This window comes from Caballeronia ptereochthonis (genome assembly GCF_001545075.1).
Taxonomy (GTDB): Bacteria; Pseudomonadota; Gammaproteobacteria; order Burkholderiales; family Burkholderiaceae; genus Caballeronia; species Caballeronia ptereochthonis.
On the sequence record NZ_FCOB02000010.1, the window covers coordinates 1 to 17,408 of the forward strand.

12 protein-coding genes and 6 pseudogenes are annotated in these 17,408 nt (G+C 60.0%); 8 read left to right on the plus strand and 10 right to left on the minus strand.

Features of this window, described 5'->3' with window-relative positions:
• Positions 1-278 (plus strand): hypothetical protein (locus AWB83_RS36955; protein ID WP_208636746.1); only part of this gene is annotated, 278 nt, incomplete at its 5' end.
• A 472-nt stretch (positions 279-750) separates the two neighbouring features.
• Here the strand turns inward: AWB83_RS36955 and AWB83_RS37835 are convergent.
• Positions 751-1,428: pseudogene (locus AWB83_RS37835) on the minus strand (IS701 family transposase); the annotation flags it as partial.
• A 540-nt stretch (positions 1,429-1,968) separates the two neighbouring features.
• Between AWB83_RS37835 and AWB83_RS37200 the strand changes: the two are divergent.
• The gene (locus tag AWB83_RS37200) at positions 1,969-2,466 is read left to right on the plus strand and encodes a hypothetical protein (RefSeq protein WP_244197690.1); all 498 of its coding nucleotides are present in this window, start codon (positions 1,969-1,971) and stop codon (positions 2,464-2,466) included.
• A 551-nt stretch (positions 2,467-3,017) separates the two neighbouring features.
• On the opposite strand, the gene AWB83_RS12215 is transcribed toward AWB83_RS37200, so the two are convergent.
• Positions 3,018-4,313, minus strand: a complete 1,296-nt coding sequence (locus AWB83_RS12215) for an NRAMP family divalent metal transporter (protein WP_087045599.1) — start codon at positions 4,311-4,313, stop codon at positions 3,018-3,020.
• A gap of 180 nt (positions 4,314-4,493) precedes the next feature.
• On the opposite strand from AWB83_RS12215, the gene ald reads away from it, so the two are divergent.
• Complete coding sequence (ald, locus tag AWB83_RS12220) at positions 4,494-5,609, plus strand: alanine dehydrogenase (RefSeq protein ID WP_087045601.1); 1,116 nt, start codon at positions 4,494-4,496, stop codon at positions 5,607-5,609.
• A gap of 125 nt (positions 5,610-5,734) precedes the next feature.
• Here the strand turns inward: ald and AWB83_RS12225 are convergent, their stop codons facing one another.
• Positions 5,735-6,205 carry a nuclear transport factor 2 family protein gene (locus tag AWB83_RS12225; RefSeq protein ID WP_244197691.1) on the minus strand — a complete coding sequence of 157 codons (471 nt, stop codon included), beginning with the start codon at positions 6,203-6,205 and terminating at the stop codon, positions 5,735-5,737.
• A 135-nt stretch (positions 6,206-6,340) separates the two neighbouring features.
• Positions 6,341-6,625: a hypothetical protein gene (locus AWB83_RS36465; RefSeq protein WP_159463039.1), complete on the minus strand. Its 285-nt coding sequence runs from the start codon at positions 6,623-6,625 to the stop codon at positions 6,341-6,343.
• 25 nt (positions 6,626-6,650) lie between these two features.
• Here AWB83_RS36465 and AWB83_RS12235 point away from each other — a divergent pair.
• Positions 6,651-6,917: pseudogene (locus AWB83_RS12235) on the plus strand (electron transfer flavoprotein subunit beta/FixA family protein); the annotation flags it as partial.
• Here AWB83_RS12235 and AWB83_RS37705 read toward each other — a convergent pair.
• The 5 genes and pseudogenes from AWB83_RS37705 to AWB83_RS12265 all read right to left on the minus strand — a co-directional run.
• A pseudogene (locus AWB83_RS37705) lies at positions 6,806-7,349 on the minus strand (PDDEXK nuclease domain-containing protein); the annotation flags it as partial. The pseudogenes AWB83_RS12235 and AWB83_RS37705 sit on opposite strands and share 112 nt — an antisense overlap.
• Position 7,350: 1 nt before the next feature.
• Positions 7,351-7,984: pseudogene (locus tag AWB83_RS12250) on the minus strand (ISNCY family transposase); the annotation flags it as partial.
• A gap of 357 nt (positions 7,985-8,341) precedes the next feature.
• Positions 8,342-8,670: pseudogene (locus AWB83_RS36070) on the minus strand (IS3 family transposase); the annotation flags it as partial.
• A 914-nt stretch (positions 8,671-9,584) separates the two neighbouring features.
• Complete coding sequence (locus tag AWB83_RS12260; protein ID WP_087045603.1) at positions 9,585-10,691, minus strand: Gfo/Idh/MocA family protein; 1,107 nt, start codon at positions 10,689-10,691, stop codon at positions 9,585-9,587.
• 299 nt (positions 10,692-10,990) lie between these two features.
• Entirely contained in the window at positions 10,991-11,281 is a 291-nt protein-coding gene (locus AWB83_RS12265; RefSeq protein ID WP_087045605.1) for a DUF4148 domain-containing protein, read from the minus strand.
• 450 nt (positions 11,282-11,731) lie between these two features.
• Here AWB83_RS12265 and AWB83_RS12270 point away from each other — a divergent pair, with 450 nt between their 5' ends.
• The 4 genes and pseudogenes from AWB83_RS12270 to AWB83_RS12285 all read left to right on the plus strand — a co-directional run bounded on the left by AWB83_RS12270 (position 11,732) and on the right by AWB83_RS12285 (position 15,932).
• Positions 11,732-13,483: an FAD-binding protein gene (locus tag AWB83_RS12270; RefSeq protein WP_087045608.1), complete on the plus strand. Its 1,752-nt coding sequence runs from the start codon at positions 11,732-11,734 to the stop codon at positions 13,481-13,483.
• A gap of 23 nt (positions 13,484-13,506) precedes the next feature.
• On the plus strand, positions 13,507-14,886 hold the full coding sequence (locus AWB83_RS12275; protein ID WP_087045610.1) for an MFS transporter: 1,380 nt from the start codon (positions 13,507-13,509) through the stop codon (positions 14,884-14,886).
• A gap of 203 nt (positions 14,887-15,089) precedes the next feature.
• A pseudogene (locus tag AWB83_RS12280) lies at positions 15,090-15,383 on the plus strand (IS30 family transposase); the annotation flags it as partial.
• Between the two features lie 126 nt (positions 15,384-15,509).
• Complete coding sequence (locus AWB83_RS12285; RefSeq protein ID WP_244197692.1) at positions 15,510-15,932, plus strand: alpha/beta hydrolase; 423 nt, start codon at positions 15,510-15,512, stop codon at positions 15,930-15,932.
• 158 nt (positions 15,933-16,090) lie between these two features.
• Here AWB83_RS12285 and AWB83_RS12290 read toward each other — a convergent pair whose 3' ends face one another.
• Positions 16,091-17,161 (minus strand): porin, encoded by a 1,071-nt coding sequence (locus tag AWB83_RS12290; RefSeq protein WP_087045614.1) that lies wholly within the window; start codon positions 17,159-17,161, stop codon positions 16,091-16,093.
• Positions 17,162-17,408 lie beyond the last annotated feature (247 nt).

Below are 17,408 nucleotides of genomic sequence, written 5' to 3' on the forward strand. Positions count from 1 at the left end.
CGCTTGCCGCTCATATCGACCTCCTCGGTTGCCATAAATTATGGCTCGAAGATGTCTACGAAAGGCTGGCCGGTCCATCCTGCTTCATGCCCTCAGCCGGTACCATCCAGCCGATTGCAGAGCGCATCGCGTTAAAGGCGCGTCCGCGTGAAAGAGGGGAGCTGTCCCCTTTCATGACCATGTCAGCGGTCACTGCAATGAAGCCTCTGAATATCAGAAGCCCTTACGGCGGCGGGAGACCCCTGGCTGATGTGGGTCGATCGCCTCGACGTCGATAGTGCAGGCTACAGCGTCGGCCGCGAGAGCCCGTCTTGGTTAAGCGGGGAGTACAGCAGGATCTTCGGCGTGGTCCCATCGCGCGACCGATTTGAAGCACTGCAGCATGGCTGACTCGATTGGCCAGATAGTTTGCTCGGCGCCGCCACGTGTGGCGCGCCGGGACCGAGCAATGACTGCCCTCAGCGGCGGATGGCCGCCAGTATTTGCGTGATGAGCCGAGTGCGGAAAACCGATGAAGATGTATGCGCCTCGATCATAATGCCGTCTGGCGTCGGTCGCCCTTATTACTACAGCCGTAGATGCGCCGGGAGCACACCGCCGCGTCGTCGATAATGACACTGCCGGGCTCGGTACTGATGTCGGCGCCGCCATATTGACCACGACATTACATGCTCGACGGAGTGCAGCGTTCGCCATATCAGGCGACACAATAATCGGCGGATCTCCTGGATGCTGAATGGCAATGCACCTTCAGCCGTTTTTTTTGGCCTGCGCTCTCAGGCCAGCAAGTACCGCGTGGGCCAACAACGCCAGAGTGACGTGGCGGGACCAGCCGTGCCAGCGACGCACCTCATATTGGTCGAGGCCGCATTCACCCTTGGCGGCCTCAAAGCCGACTTCGATCTCCCATCGCCTGCCAGCGACGTTGACCAAAGTCCGACGGGTGACCTTTGCGGGCCGCGTAGACGACGAAATACGCATGCTCGCGATTCTCGTCAAGACTGCGGCGCACCAGCAGATAGTGACCAAAGCGACGCTCCTCGGCGCTCAACTGCAGGCGCCACAACGGCGTAAGTGCCCAGTCATACAGACGCGCGCCTTTTGCGCCGATTCCGGCCGAGAGGCGGCGCCAAGCCTGCGGTGGCAAGGCTTGTGCAATCTCGTCGGCGCGCATAGTGGTCGGGCCTTGCCACCATAGTGGTTCGTTCTTCTTCACCGCCAGCACGAATGGCTGCGCGCGCGACTCGAGCCACAGCCGCAAAGGACGGTCACCGCGATACACCCCATCGCCGGTGACCCCGCCGCAGGTACTCCCGCATCGAGCGCCCGTTCAAGCATCTGGCGCGCGAGCTGCGGCTTGGTTGCAAATCCGATCGTGTCAGGGACGCCCGCAACCTTGCAGCGAGGACGATCGTCGATCCATGACTGGAAGCTTTCCTGCTCGGCAAGGCGCTCGGTCTGGTCGCGTACCTGCTGGGTGAGCCGCTCGACGTCCAGGTCGCGCTGATGCAGCGCCACGCGAGTCCCGGCGTGCGCTTCCTGCTCCGCGGAAAGGGCGGCGGTCGCGCCAGAGAGTTGCTCCCGCACCGTGGCCAGATCGGCGCCGAGCCTTGCGATTTCGGACTGCGCCTGCTGGCGCTGCACAGCCGCAGCGGCGGCCTGCTGGTCGACGAGGGCTTGTGTTTCTTCGTTGCAGGCGGGCCGCGAGCCGGGCCACCAGATCCTGGATCGCGTCCGAGAGCGGCCCGGCACGTGTGAGTGACGCACCCTCATCTTCCTCAGTTCCTTCAGGTACCGGTGGATGTATCTACGTATCACTGCACGCGGTCAAGGGCGCCTGATGTGGGCATTACTGACCTGCGATACGAGCGCAGCCGCCTCGGGTACGTCCGGAACCGGGCGCTGGTGTTACTGGGCTTCTGACGCAGCTTTCGTTCCGACGAAGTCAGCCGACTGCGGATTGAGCACGTGACCGTTGAAGCGGGCCGCGGCATGACGCTGTTCCTGCCGCGAACTGCTTTTTATGGGGAAGTGCTAGCGCCAACGGGAGGCCGTCATTTCATCAATATCGTTGCGCGATACGGCGCACGCGATTGGGGATCTTTGATTCTGGTTCGTGAGAAATCTCGGCGCCCGTTTTCAGCGATCGAATATGGGGTTATCGATGCTTTAAGCAGGCATCTCGGCTGTACTTTGCGCCATGGCGGAGCCGGTGACGGACTATTTGCGGACGGAGCTAGATCCGGCATTCTGGTTCCGAGTTGGGACGGCCGCGTCCAACATCAGAGTGGCTTCTGCCGCTTCAAGTGGACCGCTTACCCTTTGGGCGATTCTGGCTGCGTCCTTCATTGCCAACACCAAGAACCGGTTCTCCTGCAGGCCCTACGAGCGGCGCGCACGGCGGGGCTGAACGACCGTAAGCAGATTGTCGCGGCTCGCCTGGCGTGCGGCCTAAGCTACCACTGAATCGCCAGTTTGCTTGGTGTAAAGGACAGTACCGTCGCGGACTGTGTGAGGAACATCTATTGTCAGCTCGGCGTGAATTCTGCAAGCGAACTTCGGCAACGACTTCTCAATAAAGATGCTGGGTACGGCCCACGATGAGACGCTGAACAGCCCAGGCAGAGTACGCCAGCCGGGTCGCGCCTTGCGTCATATTCGCATCTTCGCGCGAGCTCAGCCCTCATCCCATTCGCGGTCGCAATGCTCGCAAAGAGCATAACAAGACCGCGCTAAGCGGACGTCTGCAATGTGAATCGAGCCCCGGTCTCATGGCAAGTCGACTTCATCAGCTATACGCTAACGTGGCAGGCGCCGCTTTTTTTGCTGCCGGCTCCTGGCGGCCCACGGGCATCGGTCCAGCACGTAGTGTGATGCCGTTGGCTCCTGCGCGAATCAAGTGAATGTACCGACGGGGATGGGCGGTCCAGGGTCGATCAGCCGCTCACAGACTGTCGGCATGATCAATCCGGTTTCGGCGTCGACGAACTCACGTGTCTGATGGTTTCGCATTATCCTCAAAGAAACTCCAACACGGAATGCGCGATCAGCGCGGCCGCGGTCGCAATCGTCGCGAGCCAGCTCAGCGCGCGTAAAGCCCAGTGCGCAGCGAGATCGCCCACGGCTTCATGGCTCGAACTGAGCAAGACGAGGAGAACGAGCACGGGCGTGACGGTCATGCCGTTGAGCACCGCGCTCCAATAGAGCGCTCGCACGGGTTCGACATGAAAGGTAATCAGCCCGACGGCGACCGCCATGCCGAGCACCATGATCGCGACGAGCACCCACGCGATCCGCGTATCGCGCCGTTCGCCGCTCTCCCAGCGGAACGAGCTTGCCACCGCCTGGGCAGCCGAGCCCGCCAGCGGCGGAAGCGTCAGGAGGGCTGAGCCGAGCAGGGCGACGGCGAGAACGTGGCCCGCATAGCCATGCGCGAGCGGCTCCAGTACGCGGTCCAGTTGCACGGTGTCGCCGGCAGGCGTCGACTGCATGAGATGCAGCGTCGCCGCCGCCGCGATCATCACGCAGACCGCAACTGCATTGGACAGCAGCGTTCGCAGCAGCACTTCGCCGCGCATCCCGCCCATTTTCCGATCCAATGCCTGCCGGCGCGACGCCTCGTTTTCTTCGACGGCCCGCACTTCCTGCTCGGCTTGTGCGAACAGCAGATAAGGACTGACGGTCGTGCCAAGCACGGCGATCAACATGGTCATATAGTCTTCTGACCAGACGACACGCGGAATGAGCAGACGGCTCGCGACCGTATGCCAGGGCACGTCGACCAGCACGAGGACGCCGGCATATGCGAACATCGCGAGGGTCAGCCATTTGAGGAACTTCGCGTAGCGTGCATAAGCGATGCTCCATTGCAGACCGAGCGACGCACATCCCGACAAGAGCGTGAGCCATACGAACGACCCGCCGCTCAGTGCCCGCAGTGCGATGCCCATGGCGAGCACATCGACGGCAATGTTGAACGTATTGGCGATCAGAAAGCGCGCGACGGCAAAGTAGAAGAAGAGCGGCCAGTCGTGCTTGCGCATGTTCGCAGTCAGGCCGCGTCCCGTGATAGCCGCGACGCGCGCCGCGATGAGTTGCAATGCGACGGTCGACGGATACGACAGCACGCAAACCCATAGCTGGTCGAAGCCGTACCACGCGCCCGCGAGCGTATATGTGGTGATGCCGCTGGGATCGTTGTCCGACGCGATCGTTACGAGCCCCGGGCCGACGTTCGTCGCCCATGAATGCGCGGGGCGCGCGCTTGCTCGCATGTCGCTGTCCGATGCCGGCTTGTCGTGAGGAGAGGGCATGGGGAAACTTGTTGGCGTATCAGTCAAGCATTCGCACGAAGCATTCCCAGCCCAGATAAGATGGAAAATGCACCCGCGCGACACGTGGTAAAGAGACGACCTCGCGTCTGTCGGTGACATAGTTTCAAGTAAGAAGAAAGCCGTTGCTGAAGAGGGAATGAGCGCTCACAGGAGACTGCCATGCGTATCGGTGTACCCAAGGAAGTGAAGAACCACGAGTACCGCGTGGGTCTCACGCCGGCCGGCGTGCGAGAACTCACCGCTCGTGGACATCATGTCGTGGTGCAGTCGGAGGCGGGTGACGCCATCGGTCTGTCGGACGAAGAGTACCGGTTGGCGGGTGCGGAGATCGTGACGGAGGCGGTCGAGGTTTTCGCCCGTGCCGACATGATCGTGAAGGTCAAGGAGCCACAGGCCGCCGAATGCCAGATGCTGCAGCCCGGACAGATCCTGTATGCGTATCTGCATCTCGCACCCGACCCGGCCCAGACGAAGGCGCTCGTGGAGTCTGGCGCGGTCTGTATCGCTTACGAGACGATCACCGGACCGGGCGGTGGACTGCCGCTGCTGGCGCCAATGAGCGAGGTCGCCGGACGCATGGCGGTGCAGGCCGGCGCGCACTTTCTCGAGATCGCCCAGGGCGGGCGCGGCGTGTTGCTCGGGGGCGTGCCCGGCGTGACGCCGGGGCATGTCGCCGTGATCGGCGCGGGCGTGGTCGGCAGCAATGCGTTGCAGATGGCGGTTGGACTCGGCGCGCGCGTCACCGTGCTGGACAAGAACGTCGATCGCCTCCGCCAGCTCGACCTGGTTTTCGGCAACCGGATCACGACCGCGTTCTCCGACGCGCAGAGCATCGAGGATGCCGTGCTCGATGCCGATGTGGTAATCGGGGGCGTGCTGATACCGGGAGCGTCTGCACCCAAGCTCGTCACCCGGCAGCAGGTCGCCAGCATGCGCAAGGGAGCGGTGATGGTCGATGTAGCGATCGATCAGGGTGGCTGCTTCGAGACGTCCCATCCGACCACGCATGCCGACCCGGTCTTCCTTGTCGATGGTGTCGTGCACTATTGCGTTGCGAATATGCCGGGAGGCGTGGCGCGCACGTCGACGTTCGCGTTGAACAACGCAACGATCGGTCTTGCAATCGTATTGGCGGACAAGGGCTGGAAGCGCGCGATGAAGGAAGACGTGCATCTTCGCCGGGGGCTGAACGTTTGCGATGGAAATGTCACTTATAAAGCGGTCGCACGCGATCTAGGATATCAATACGTCGATGCCGAATCGCTTCTCGACTGAAGATTCGGCTGCTCTATGTGTGCCGGCGGTGCTTCCTAACGACTGGGATATTCAAGCGATGAAAACGGTGCCGATAGACGTACTCGGCACCCGGAAGGAAGCAGCGACGAGCCGTGTTGGCGGCGCTACTTGCCGTAGCGCGCCGCTGTGTTGAAGAAGCCACGCCACCGGGTGATCTTGCCGCCTTGGACCGTGAAGACGTGCACCCACTCGCTCTCGAAGGTCTTTCCCGTATCGAGCGCCGTCGACTTCTCCCAGCCCAGAACCGTCACATGATCACCTGCCTCGATAAACTCGCGCGGCTCGAACTCGTGTATCTGGTCGGCTCGGGGAATATCGGCAAAGAACGCGGCGACCTCGTCTCGCGTCGTGCGCCGTCCTGCATAGGGCAGTCCGGCAGAGGCGACGAACTCCCAGTCGACTTCGTCGCCAACCAAGTCGAGAATCGCCGGCACATCGCCGCGTCCGAAGGCCTCGTACGCCCGCTGGACGATTTCTTTAGGCGCTCCCATGTAGTCCTCCGCTGTGCATGTACTGCCGAGGTTCTTGACGCACGCCTCGCTGCTATCGAGACGCGTTGCTTCAGCATAGGTCATGGCCCTTCGGCTGCGCGCAAATTTCGTCGGTTTTGGCGTCATTAGAAGGATTACTGGCGTGCGCGAATCAACGTGCTCCTGGCGGTGAACCGCCGCCTGTCCTTGAGGCGCAGGCCGGGGCGCTGATGATGCAGCTCAAGGCGCTCGGTGCGACGCCGCACTGTCGCGAACACCATCATCCGCATTGGCACCGACGACCCAATCGACGTCCCGCGAAGCGAGGTAGCGAAGATAGGTCTGCTGGCTGAATTCGGTGTGGTGATCGCGCGTTCTGCGGACCGGCTTCTCAGCGCCTTGCCCCAACTGATCGAAGACATCAGGCTGCCTGACCCTGTGCGCGCCATGCTGCTGGAGGTGCGTGAGCAACTGGCCGCGCTGAACCTCCGGCTCGCCCGCTGCGACCAGCAGATCGCTACTCACGCCAGAAGCAGTGACGTTGCGAGACGCGCTGGCGAACCTGCCGCAAGCGACGTTCGCTGCGAAGATCGCGATCGCCGACGGCAAGGCCACGGTGGAGCGTGAAGTCGACGGCGGTGCGGAAACGCTGTCGCTGAAGCTGCCCGCCGTGGTCACGACGGACCTGCGCCTGAACGAGCCGCGCTATGTCACGCTCCCGAACATCACGAAGGCGAAGAAGAAGCCCCTGGAGACGGTCAAGCCCGAAAACCTCGGTGTGGACGTCACACCGCGTCTGAAGACCCTCAAGGCGCTTTCCAGCGATTCAGGCACATGGCGCAAAAGCTGATATTCGGCGACGCCCATCGGGCTGGCCACGCCGCGCAGCGCATATTCCGCAACGAGTCGGTTCTTTTCCTTGCACAGCAGCGGACCAATGGTCGGCTGGTCCTGGCACGCCTTGACCTGCGCGTCGATCGCGGACAGATAGAAGTTCAGTTGGCCCGCATATTTCGGGCTTGAACGGCGTCGTTTTCAATTCGACGACGACATAGCAACGCAGCTTGAGATGGTAGAAAAGCAGATCGACAAAAAACTCGTCGCCGCTTACCTCCAGCCGGTACTGGCGCCCCACGAACGCGAAGCCGGTGCCCAGTTCGAGCAGGAAGCTGGTGATGTGCTGGGTGAGCGCGCGCTCAATGTCGCACTCATGGGCGTTCTCGGCCAGGCCGAGGAAGTCAAAGATAAAACGTATCGATGTTCAACTCAAACATCGCGCGGCCAAATTGCGTGGTGCTATGGCCCGTCTTGCCCGCAGTCGCGTTGCGAAACACCGTGGCCTTGTCGCTGTAGAACGCGCCGGGCTTGCCGTAGCGCTCGATGCAAGCACGCGTGGCTTCGAAATAGCTGAAGGTCGATTCGGTCGCCGTGAAGTGCAGCGTCATCAACTGGCTGGTGGCGTCGTCCACGTACACCAGCAGCGTGCATTGCGGCGCGCGCGCCTCGAACCAGCGATGCTCGCAGCCGTCGATCTGGATCAACTCGCCCAGACACGAACGGCGCGCGCGGCTGATAGACCTTGGGCGGACGCAGCCGGCGCGGAACCCACAAACTCGCGTCGATCATCAGATGGCGCACGGTTTCCTTCGCCAGCCGGATGCCGTGGCATTCCGCAGCTTCTCGGCAGCCAGCGTCGGGCCAAAATCAGCGTAGCGCTCGCGAATAATCGCCAGTGCGCGATTGGCCGTCGTTGCATCCAGCCGGTTGTTGCTGGCCTTGACCCGCCGTCGTGAGCGCCAGCCGTTCGGCCGCACGCCAAGGTTTCAGCCGACCGTCTGCGACGTCCTGAATGACCTTGAATCGGTCCAGTTCGCCCGTCGTCATTGTTATCCGTTCTCTTGCGTCTGCCATCGAAGCTCCTGAAGCTGGACCTCCAGCGGGCTGGCAAGCTTACGATGAACGCGAAGCGGGCATTTGAACTTGGCTAAAAGCGGACATTACAACTTAGCCGCTACAATGAAATATGTTGATAATACTATTTATGTCAAATTATAGAATGACCGGCGTTGGCTGTTGATATGTTCGTGTTGTAGCGCCGGTGCTGCAACGAAAAACTTGCGCCCAAGAACCTTGACTGGTGGCTAGCCGCACGATTCGTGCCTTAGCCGACATTGAGGCCGTTTGCGTTTAACGTCAGTTGCTTCCAGACCTTCGGCACGCCATAGACCTGAATGTTGGCCTCCCGAAGGTGTCGCGATACTTCGCGATGAAGGCCCTCAGGACTTGAACCGGCGGTCGAGCTCCACCTTGGGCGAAAACGCGCTCGCTACCTAGAGAATCTCGTTGACACGACGCAACTCCTTGCCCTCACGCTCCAGGGCCTTGAGGCATTCGCGCTCGTCAGTGGTCATGCCATCACGCTCGCCCTGGTCACTCCGCTCTCGTTTGATCCACTCGTGTAGCGTCTGCGGCGCGCAGCCGATCATTGGCGCAATCGATTCGATCGCCGCCCGCATCGACGCATGTTCGCTACGCTGCACGCGCACAAGGTGCACTGCGCGTTCGGGCACTTCCGCCCATCAAGGACTAGCAGGCCCGAATCGCGCGCGATCTTTTCGATGTCCATTTTCTTTCCCTTTAACGCTGACGAGTGTGCAGGCCTTTGTCAGTTGGCCTCCAGGTCGGGTCGCATCATCGGCCGCTTCGAAGGAGGCGGAAAGACACGCCAGGAACCGTCGTCGTGCCGAAAAAAAAAGATCGCGAGTCGACCTGACGCGCCGAGAGACTCCGCGCGCACACAACGCGTGTGCCTGAGCGTCGAGTAAATGCACCGGTTGAAGCGGATCGACGAGGCCGACGTCGGGGTCATCCATTTGTCGACCAGGCTCCGTAAAGAGACTATGTTGTCGCTCATTTCTCGCTCCTTCAGCTTCAGACCCGAAGCCTGCGTTGTGCCCGACGCCCGGCTGTAACCCGACGTCAAGTTGGTCCGGCGCTCGTAAAACATTCGTCCGTCGTTCCGAGCCCTCGATCCGCCCGTACCGCTTGATTTCATCGTTGATGTTTAATATACGACTACGCATCATGCGTAATCGAATGATATGCTACAGCATAGAATTTTCAAGTTAATCAGGGTAATTAGCTAGCGATGGGCCCGCGCTGCTGCACCTCCCGTCAGCTACGGGAGGCCGTCTATCGCTCCAGCATGATTCCGCTCGGCTGGCTGATCGGCGGTCCAGTGTAGGCTGCCTGTCTGAGCGGATTGGGCGCCGCAAGCCCGTGCTGATTGTGGGCGCGCAGCAGATGATTGTGTCGGGCGCGGACACCTTTGGTCTTCCGGCCGGTGTGGCACCGCCATACCGGCTCGGCATCGATTTCGGTGCGGCGATGCCGAGGTTGGCTTCCTTGACCACCGTCCAGGGGAATCACCCCGGATGCTGCGCTTGTCTTCGCACTGTCGGACGGAACTCGAGGCCCGTGCTCACTAAGCGACTCGTACCCGTCGTCCAGTCCTGGCCGACTGCTCGATTGCATCGATTGTCATATGAAGTACAAGTGCGTCGTCGAAGTCGGGCGCCGTGTGGGTGCCGTTGCGCAGGTCGTTTGCCATCAACCTGTAGATACTCGCTATATTTCCGGCTGTGATAGCCTCATCGACGCCGAAACCATGCGTTCGCGGCACCTCGATTTCACGGTGGCCATTCAGCCCTTTGCGGCCCAACTCGACGCGCACCGGGAAACTGTTGGTAACGCGTATCTCGTCAACTTCCGCGGTGATACGCAAGTCTCCCTTTGTTCCATTGATCTCCCATAGCAAGCGAGCTTTGTGCTCAAATCCGCCGCGCAATTGCAGCGACAACGGGACTCCGGATTCAAGAATTGCATTGACCATTACATGGTCTGACGCTCTCATCTGAATGGTTTCCGCTGCCTTTCGGACCCTTACAGTACCTCGACTTCGCGGCAACGTGCCGCCGACTTCCTGTATGGGATCGAGCACTCGTTGTATCGCAGCGATGGCATGCCCACCGATGACGGAGAGCAGCGTCGCACCTTCTTTGAAACCCATTGAATAGGCGTCGGTGTGCACGACTTCACCGCCCCATCCGAATCCGGCAACGAGATACGTAGACGACAATACGTCTCCAACAAAACCGTTTGCAACCAGACGTCGTACACAATCGAGTTCGGGTGACACGATCGCTCGCGTTCCGACCACAGCGAGCACCCCCGTTTCATTTGCCAGCCGCGTAAGCTCTGATGCCTCAGTCAGCCCGGCTCCGAGCGGCCATTCGCAATAGATGTCCTTCCCGGCTTCAATTGCCGCGCCGACCACCTCGCGATGACGCGGCACATGCTCCGTAAACATCACGACGTCGATGTCGTCGGACGCCACGAGGTCCGCAACGCTGTCGAAAGCCCGCGGAATCCCGAAGGCAGAGGCGGCCCTCTGCGCACTTGCCGGCCCGGCGCTTGCCACGCCGGCGATATCAAAGTCGTCACCAAGAGCACGCAGTGCGTCAAGGTGAGCCGTAGCGCCCCCTCGACCGGCGACCTGGCCGACGATTCCCACACGGAAACGCCTCTTCATTGCTTTCTCGGAACCATTCAGAAGTGCGGTTGTTGATCGTAAGTCGACTCTCGACCGAAAATATCGCCGATATTATCCTCGTATCGTACGATATATATTCGTCCCTTTTAGGTTCGACTGATATACGATCATGTGATATCGAATCGACACCGTCAAGGCAAATGCAGAAATATTCTCTTGCGCGATTGCGGGTATTCACCGAAAGGGCAAACGAAACGGCTGAGTCTTCTCTGCTGATGCCAGCAGGAAAGACTCAGCCGCACCTCACGAACATCAAGCGCCGCGTGTCAACTCACGATTCAAAAACCATTCGCTGCACCCGACCGGGATGCTCCATCCGACGCCCCGCCGAACGCCGAACCTGCGCCTTGCGCGGTGGCATTTTGCGTCGCCACCCTCGCTTGCGCTGCCTGGATATTCTCAGGATAGTGCACCCAATCATGCGGGTCATAGCCCGCTTTCTCAAGCTGCGCCAATTCCTCACGCACTTGTGCGCGGCTCGTCGGCTGATCAGCACTGGGCTGTGCGAACGACGCCGCAGGTCCTGCAGCCACGGCGGCCAAAAGAAACATTCTTGCGAACGACTTCATCGGGATCTACCTCAATCGATTGTTGTGAGTGGCGCTACGAAATCCATCCGGCCACGTGTGAACCGAAGTCTAAATCGTAATTTTGATTCGGGTAACTACTAATTTCGCCAACTAATCGTTTCCTCACAGTCAACAATAGAGAGCCTGGTTGGTCGCGCCCCGTGATCCGCCGCATGTAGCTTCGAGGACGACCCCTTCTGACCCACCGTCCTTGCTTTTCGATGAATGATCCGTCGTCAAGTCATGCACCTTGAGGCGGCATATGACCGACACGCCGAGCACAACTCGTCTTCGCAGGTTTTCGCGAAGATCACTTGACACTATTCATCCTATATCACATGATTTGACATAGATTATTTTGCGCGATCGACAAGCGCACCGCTTTTGACGAATTCGCATCGGGCCAACTCACCGAGCTCTGAGCAAAAGCGCTGACACAGGACAAATGCCATGGACAAGGTTGCGACACAGGATTGGGACCGCGAAGTCGACGTCATCATCATGGGAACGGGTGCGGCCGGGATGACGGCCGCTATCGTGTCGAAGAATGAAGGACTCGTGCCGCTCGTCCTCGAGAAAACGGATAAGGTAGGCGGCACCACCGCATGGTCGGTGGGCATGATGTGGTTCGTCGACAGCACGCCGATGCGCTCCGCCGGCTTCAAGGATTCGTTCGACAAGGCGAGGCAATACTTTGCCGCGACGATCGGAGACACAGTCGACCGCTCATTGCAGGAAGCCTACATTTCACAGGGCCGTGTCGCGCTCGACTATATGCTGCGCAACTCGGAACTCGAAGTCGTAGCCGTCGAGTACCCGGACTACAGCCCGGAACTGGCGGGAGGCATGTTTGGACGCGCACATGCCCCCATCGAATTCGATGCCCGAAAGCTGGGCCCGAACTTCAATAACCTGCGCGCCCCGCTCCCTGCCTTTGCACCATTCGGCGGGATGATGCTCGACCTCGTCGACCTTCTGCACTTTCTTTCCTTTACGCGCTCGGCGCGTTCGTTCATTCACGTATTGAAGCGCTTCTCGCGTTATGCCGTGGACCGGATGAGCCATCATCGAGGCACGCGGCTCGTCGGTGGAAACGCACTTGCGGGTCGCCTGTACAAGACGATGCTCGATCGCAACATCGACATATGGCTGCGGGCGTCCGCGACCAGCCTGATTACGAACGATGACAAAGTCATCGGCGCGGAGGTCGCCCGGGACGGCCGGACAATCCGCGTTCGCGCCCGGCGTGGCGTCGTCATTGCGACAGGCGGCTATCCGGGCAATCAGGCCATGCGCCGGGAGCACTCTCGCCAACCCACGGTGGAACTCGGACTGGGACTTCCGAGCAACATCGGCGAAGGTCTTCGACTGGGTGAATCAGTGGGCGGCCGACTCGACCATAACGCTCGGGACACCAGTTTCTACGTTCCGATGTCCCTCTATCCGGACAAGGCGGGCAACATGCAGTTGTGGGGGCACTTCATGCTCGATCGCCCCAAGCCTGGGTTCATCGCTGTCGGCAAGGACGGCAACCGTTTCACCAACGAGGCCGCTTCCTATCACTCGTTCACGCTCGGCATGTTTGAGGCAGGCGCAATTCCCGCGTACCTGATGGCCGATGCCGCGACAGTGAAGAAGTATGGGATCGGCATGATCCTGCCCGGCAGTCTGTCTTTGCGGCGCCATGAGAAGTCAGGCTACCTGTTTCGCGGTCGCACGCTCGCTGAACTGGCCGGCAAGATCGGCGTCGATGCGAAAGGACTGGAACGAAGCGTCGAGCGCAACAACCGCTTCTCGAAGACCGGCATCGACGAGGACTTCGGCAAGGGATCGTCCGCATACAACGTGTACAAGGGCGATCCGACGCACGCGCCGAATCCTTGTCTCGGCCCCATCGGGAAAGGCCCTTTTTATGCCGTCAAGCTGATGCCGGGGGACTTCGGTACGAGCCGCGGCCTCGTGACGGGATCTCACGGGGAAGTGCTCGACGATGACGGCCATCAGATTCAAGGTCTGTACGCCTGCGGCAACGACATGAACTCGCCGGTAGGCGGACATTACATCGGCGCGGGCATCACGCTCGGCCCGGCGTTGACGTTCGGCTATCTTGCCGCGATGGCGCTCGCAAGGAGCGATCGTTCAAAGGAGGACGTTAATCCCGAGATTGGTTCGACAGCCGACCAAAACGTGAAACTTGCCTGATCCGGGCTTCGCTGGAGACATCCATGAAAGCTGAATCGATCGTCGACGTCGAGACGTTCATCAACGCGAACCCCTTCGGCAAGTTCCAGAAGCGCGTCTTGCTGATGTGCTTCGTCATCGTACTTCTGGATGGTTTCGATACGGCAGCGATCGGTTACATCGCCCCGGCATTGCTCGGCGAGTGGCACCTCGCGAAGCCCGCCTTGGCGCCAGTTCTGAGCGCCGCTCTGCTCGGGCTGGCGTTCGGTGCCCTTCTGTCCGGCCCGATGTCCGACCGCATCGGACGACGCGTGCCGATCGTTGCGGCTGTGCTCCTGTTCGGCCTTACGTGCTTCGCATCCGCTTTCGCGACGAGTGTGGGTCAATTGACGGTGCTGCGGTTCGTCACAGGCGTCGGGCTCGGCGCCGCGATGGCTAACGCGGTCACGATGGCGGACGATTTCAGCCCGACCCAACGTCGCTCCACGATAACTAGCTTGATGTGCTGCGGCTTCCCGCTCGGCGCAGCCGTGGGTGGACTGCTGGCAGCATGGTTGATTCCCCACGCAGGCTGGCGCAGCGTCCTGGCAGTGGGCGGGGTTATTCCGATCCTTCACGGCGTGCTGCTGATGATTGCAATGCCGGAATCGGTGCGGTTCATGGTCGCGAACGGCAAACCCGCTCCCCGCATCCGTGCCGTTCTCGCGCAAATCGGCTCCGGAGCGGCCCATGCAGAGAGGTTCACACTGACCGAGAGCGCACCGTCAACCCGATTCAAAGGGTTGAGCCTCGTCATGTCGCGACTGTACGTCCTCGGTTCGCTGATGCTTTGGACAGCTGCCTTCATGGGCCTCGTGGTCTGCTACGCCGCAATCAACTGGATGCCGATCCTGCTGCGCGATGCGGGTCTGAGCGCGACAAGCGCGACGTTATTATCGGTGCTTTTCCCGCTGGGCGGTGTCGGCGCAGTCGTGTGCGGCGCATTGATGGATCGGTTCAATCCGAATCTCGTGATCGCCGGCTGCTATGGGCTCGCGGCAATCAGTCTCTTGTACATCGGACAGACAGTCGGAAACCTCGCGCTACTGGTCCCCGCCGTACTGTTGGCAGGCGTGTTGCTGAATACCGCACAGGTATCGATGAATGCACTTGCGGCAGCCTTCTACCCGACCGAAGGTCGTGGCACCGGCGTTGCCTGCATGCTGGGCATCGGCCGCTTCGGCGGAATCGCAGGCTCGTTGCTTGTCGCCGAACTCATCAGCCGCCATTTCAGTTTCGCGGGAGTGTTCATCACGGTTGCGGTCGCTGCAGCACTGGCGTGCATTGCCGTGCTGATCAAGCACATCGCTGGGCCGCAAATTTCTTCGGCGTCGCATGATGTCGCGAGGACCATCGATCATCGAACGCAAAGCTCGCAAGTCTAGTCCCTCTGACCCGATCGCGCAGACCAAAGGTCGTCTCCGCCATGCTCGTCTGAGCATGGACTCTGCCCGCCTCTGTGCGGGCTTTTTTTTATTGCTTTCATCATGTGCAACCGTTTTATTGCTTGGCGGCCTCAAAAGCGAAGTGCAACACCTATCTCGTATAAGGTGTCGCAATGCCCGACCAAACTTCGTACCGACAGCTTCAGGGCAAAGAAATGTCGCGGCATCAAGAACTCACTGCAGCCACTGGCGTGCGCGTCTACTTCTGCGACCCACGCAGCCCCTGGCAGCGCGGGACCTGCGAAAACACCGACGGATCGCTTCGTCAATATTTGCCTAAAGGCACCGACCTTTCCGTCTACAGTCAGGACGAACTCGACGCCATCGCCGACAGCCTGAACAGCTGGCCTCGTGCGACTCACGCGTTCCATTCTCCATTCGAGGCCTTCGCCGCTACGCTCGCCTCAGCGAGCCCGCCTCACGGTTCTAAACACTAGACTCCGCGTTCCACTTCAGCTTGAAACCGCCCGCCCTCTTGATCCCGAAGACGGGAAGCTTACGAATCGATGCATGCGAACTCTCGTTTCGGCAAAGGCATGCGGTGGGGAGTCGAGGGACGAGGTGTGTTCGATGCGATCATGGAACGCGTTTTGCCCTACAACGGCGTGACGTTTGAATCCGGCTCGGTTGGAGGCATTCCAGGGCTCTGGGTCAACCCTGAAAATTGCCCACCTGACGAAGCGATACTGCATCTGCACCGCGGTTGGTTCAATTTTGGATCTGCCTTTGCATTCCGTCACCTTGTCGCCCAAATTGCCGCGAGGAGCGGAGTAAAGGCCTTCGTCCCAGACTATCGGTTGGCGCCCGAACATCCGTTTTCCGCTGCGCCGGATGATGTGCTGGCATGCTATCTCGTGCGGAAGCCGATCCGCTCTTCATGCGCGGGTGCACGTCTGGTTGGGCATGGCACACGGATTCCTTGGCAGCGTCGGAACGTTGAAGGCTTCTACACAGGCTCTCGATGCCATCCGCACGTTCCTCACTGAGAGACTGCAGTCGCATAGTGGTTATTGAAACGGCACCTGTGTCGGTTGATTGACCGGAGACGCCGGCATGTGACAGACCATGGCGACGTTCGGGATCGTGATCTCGCGAACGGAGCATCGATCGATCTTCGATCGCGAGAAACCGTCAACAATTTCGCTCAGAAGAAGTGCATGATCCCAAAGTAGCCACCTTGTTGATTGTGTCCAGGAAGCGGCTGTGAATCGGCCGTCTCGACCGGGAACGCCGAAGATTTTCCGTTGAACATGGCGCCGACCGTCATATACAGAAACGTTCGCTTCGACAGATAATAAGTTGTACCAAGCGCCGCAAGGTTGCCCGTGCCACCGCCATGGTTGACATTTCCGTGATACCAACCGGCCTGCAGCGCAAGAGCGGGAGTCGCCTGATAAAACGCACCGATCCACTCCTGCTGACTGCGCGTCGCCGCGAATGGATTGAAGGTATCGGCCACGGTGTCCTTGCCTGACGAGACGAGTTGCTGGTAGCCGGCGTAGAATTTCACCGGACCCAGCGTGTATGTGGCGCCTGCCATATATTCACGCGACGCGGTATAAAGACCAGAAAACTTGCCATTGGCGTCGCGAAGTTCTTCATACACGCCGTAAGCCGCGAAAGCCGCCGACGTGTATTGTGCACTTACACTGAATTGCCGCCCTCCACGAAAATTTCCCGCTTCGTTACCGAAACCGTCCTGCACCCGGAAAGAGAAGCCAGCCCAAGTGGGCGAGTTGTAAGTGATAACATTCGATCGCGGACCCCACGCTCGCCCGTAAGCAAAGTTTGCAATCCCTGTTCCCACCTGTTCGCCAAGTGGGTCAATGTACCAGCCGGTTTCGTCCGTGAGACTCATGGCCCGCCCGAACCAGATGCTTCCGTATTGGTCGTGAGACAACCCGACGTAGGCGTCTCGGGTGAAGATCGTGTCGGGCGGGATCTGACCTGTGCCTGAAGTGAAGAGGCTTTCGAGTTTGAAGACCGCGTGAAAGCCTCCTCCAAGGTCTTCATCGCCTTTCAGTCCGAACCAGCTATATCCATATTGATTGCTACCGAACCTGTAGTTATTCTTCGATTGGCCGTCTGGCGTCGCAACGTTGGTGACGAAATCAAGGCCCGCGGCAACGCGCCCGTACAAGGTCACAGAACTCTGTGCATTTGCGTTGCAGATCCCGACCGCCGCCAAAGCGGCGGTTATTGCTATTCTCTTCATTTCCAATCCTCAACGAAATAAGATCTCCATGACTAACGCGGAGGCTTCTCTCGGGGCCGCACCGGACGAACTTCGTGGTCTTCCCACTGATTCGCACAGAAAGATCTGTATGGCCGCTCAATCGCCTGGATCCGCCTCCGACGTAAGTCGGAGGCAAACAAAGCAAATCATTGCACTGCTAACGAAGATTCAGTCCGAATAACAGATTATTTCTGGATGCAGCAGGTGCATCGTTGACGCGCATTTC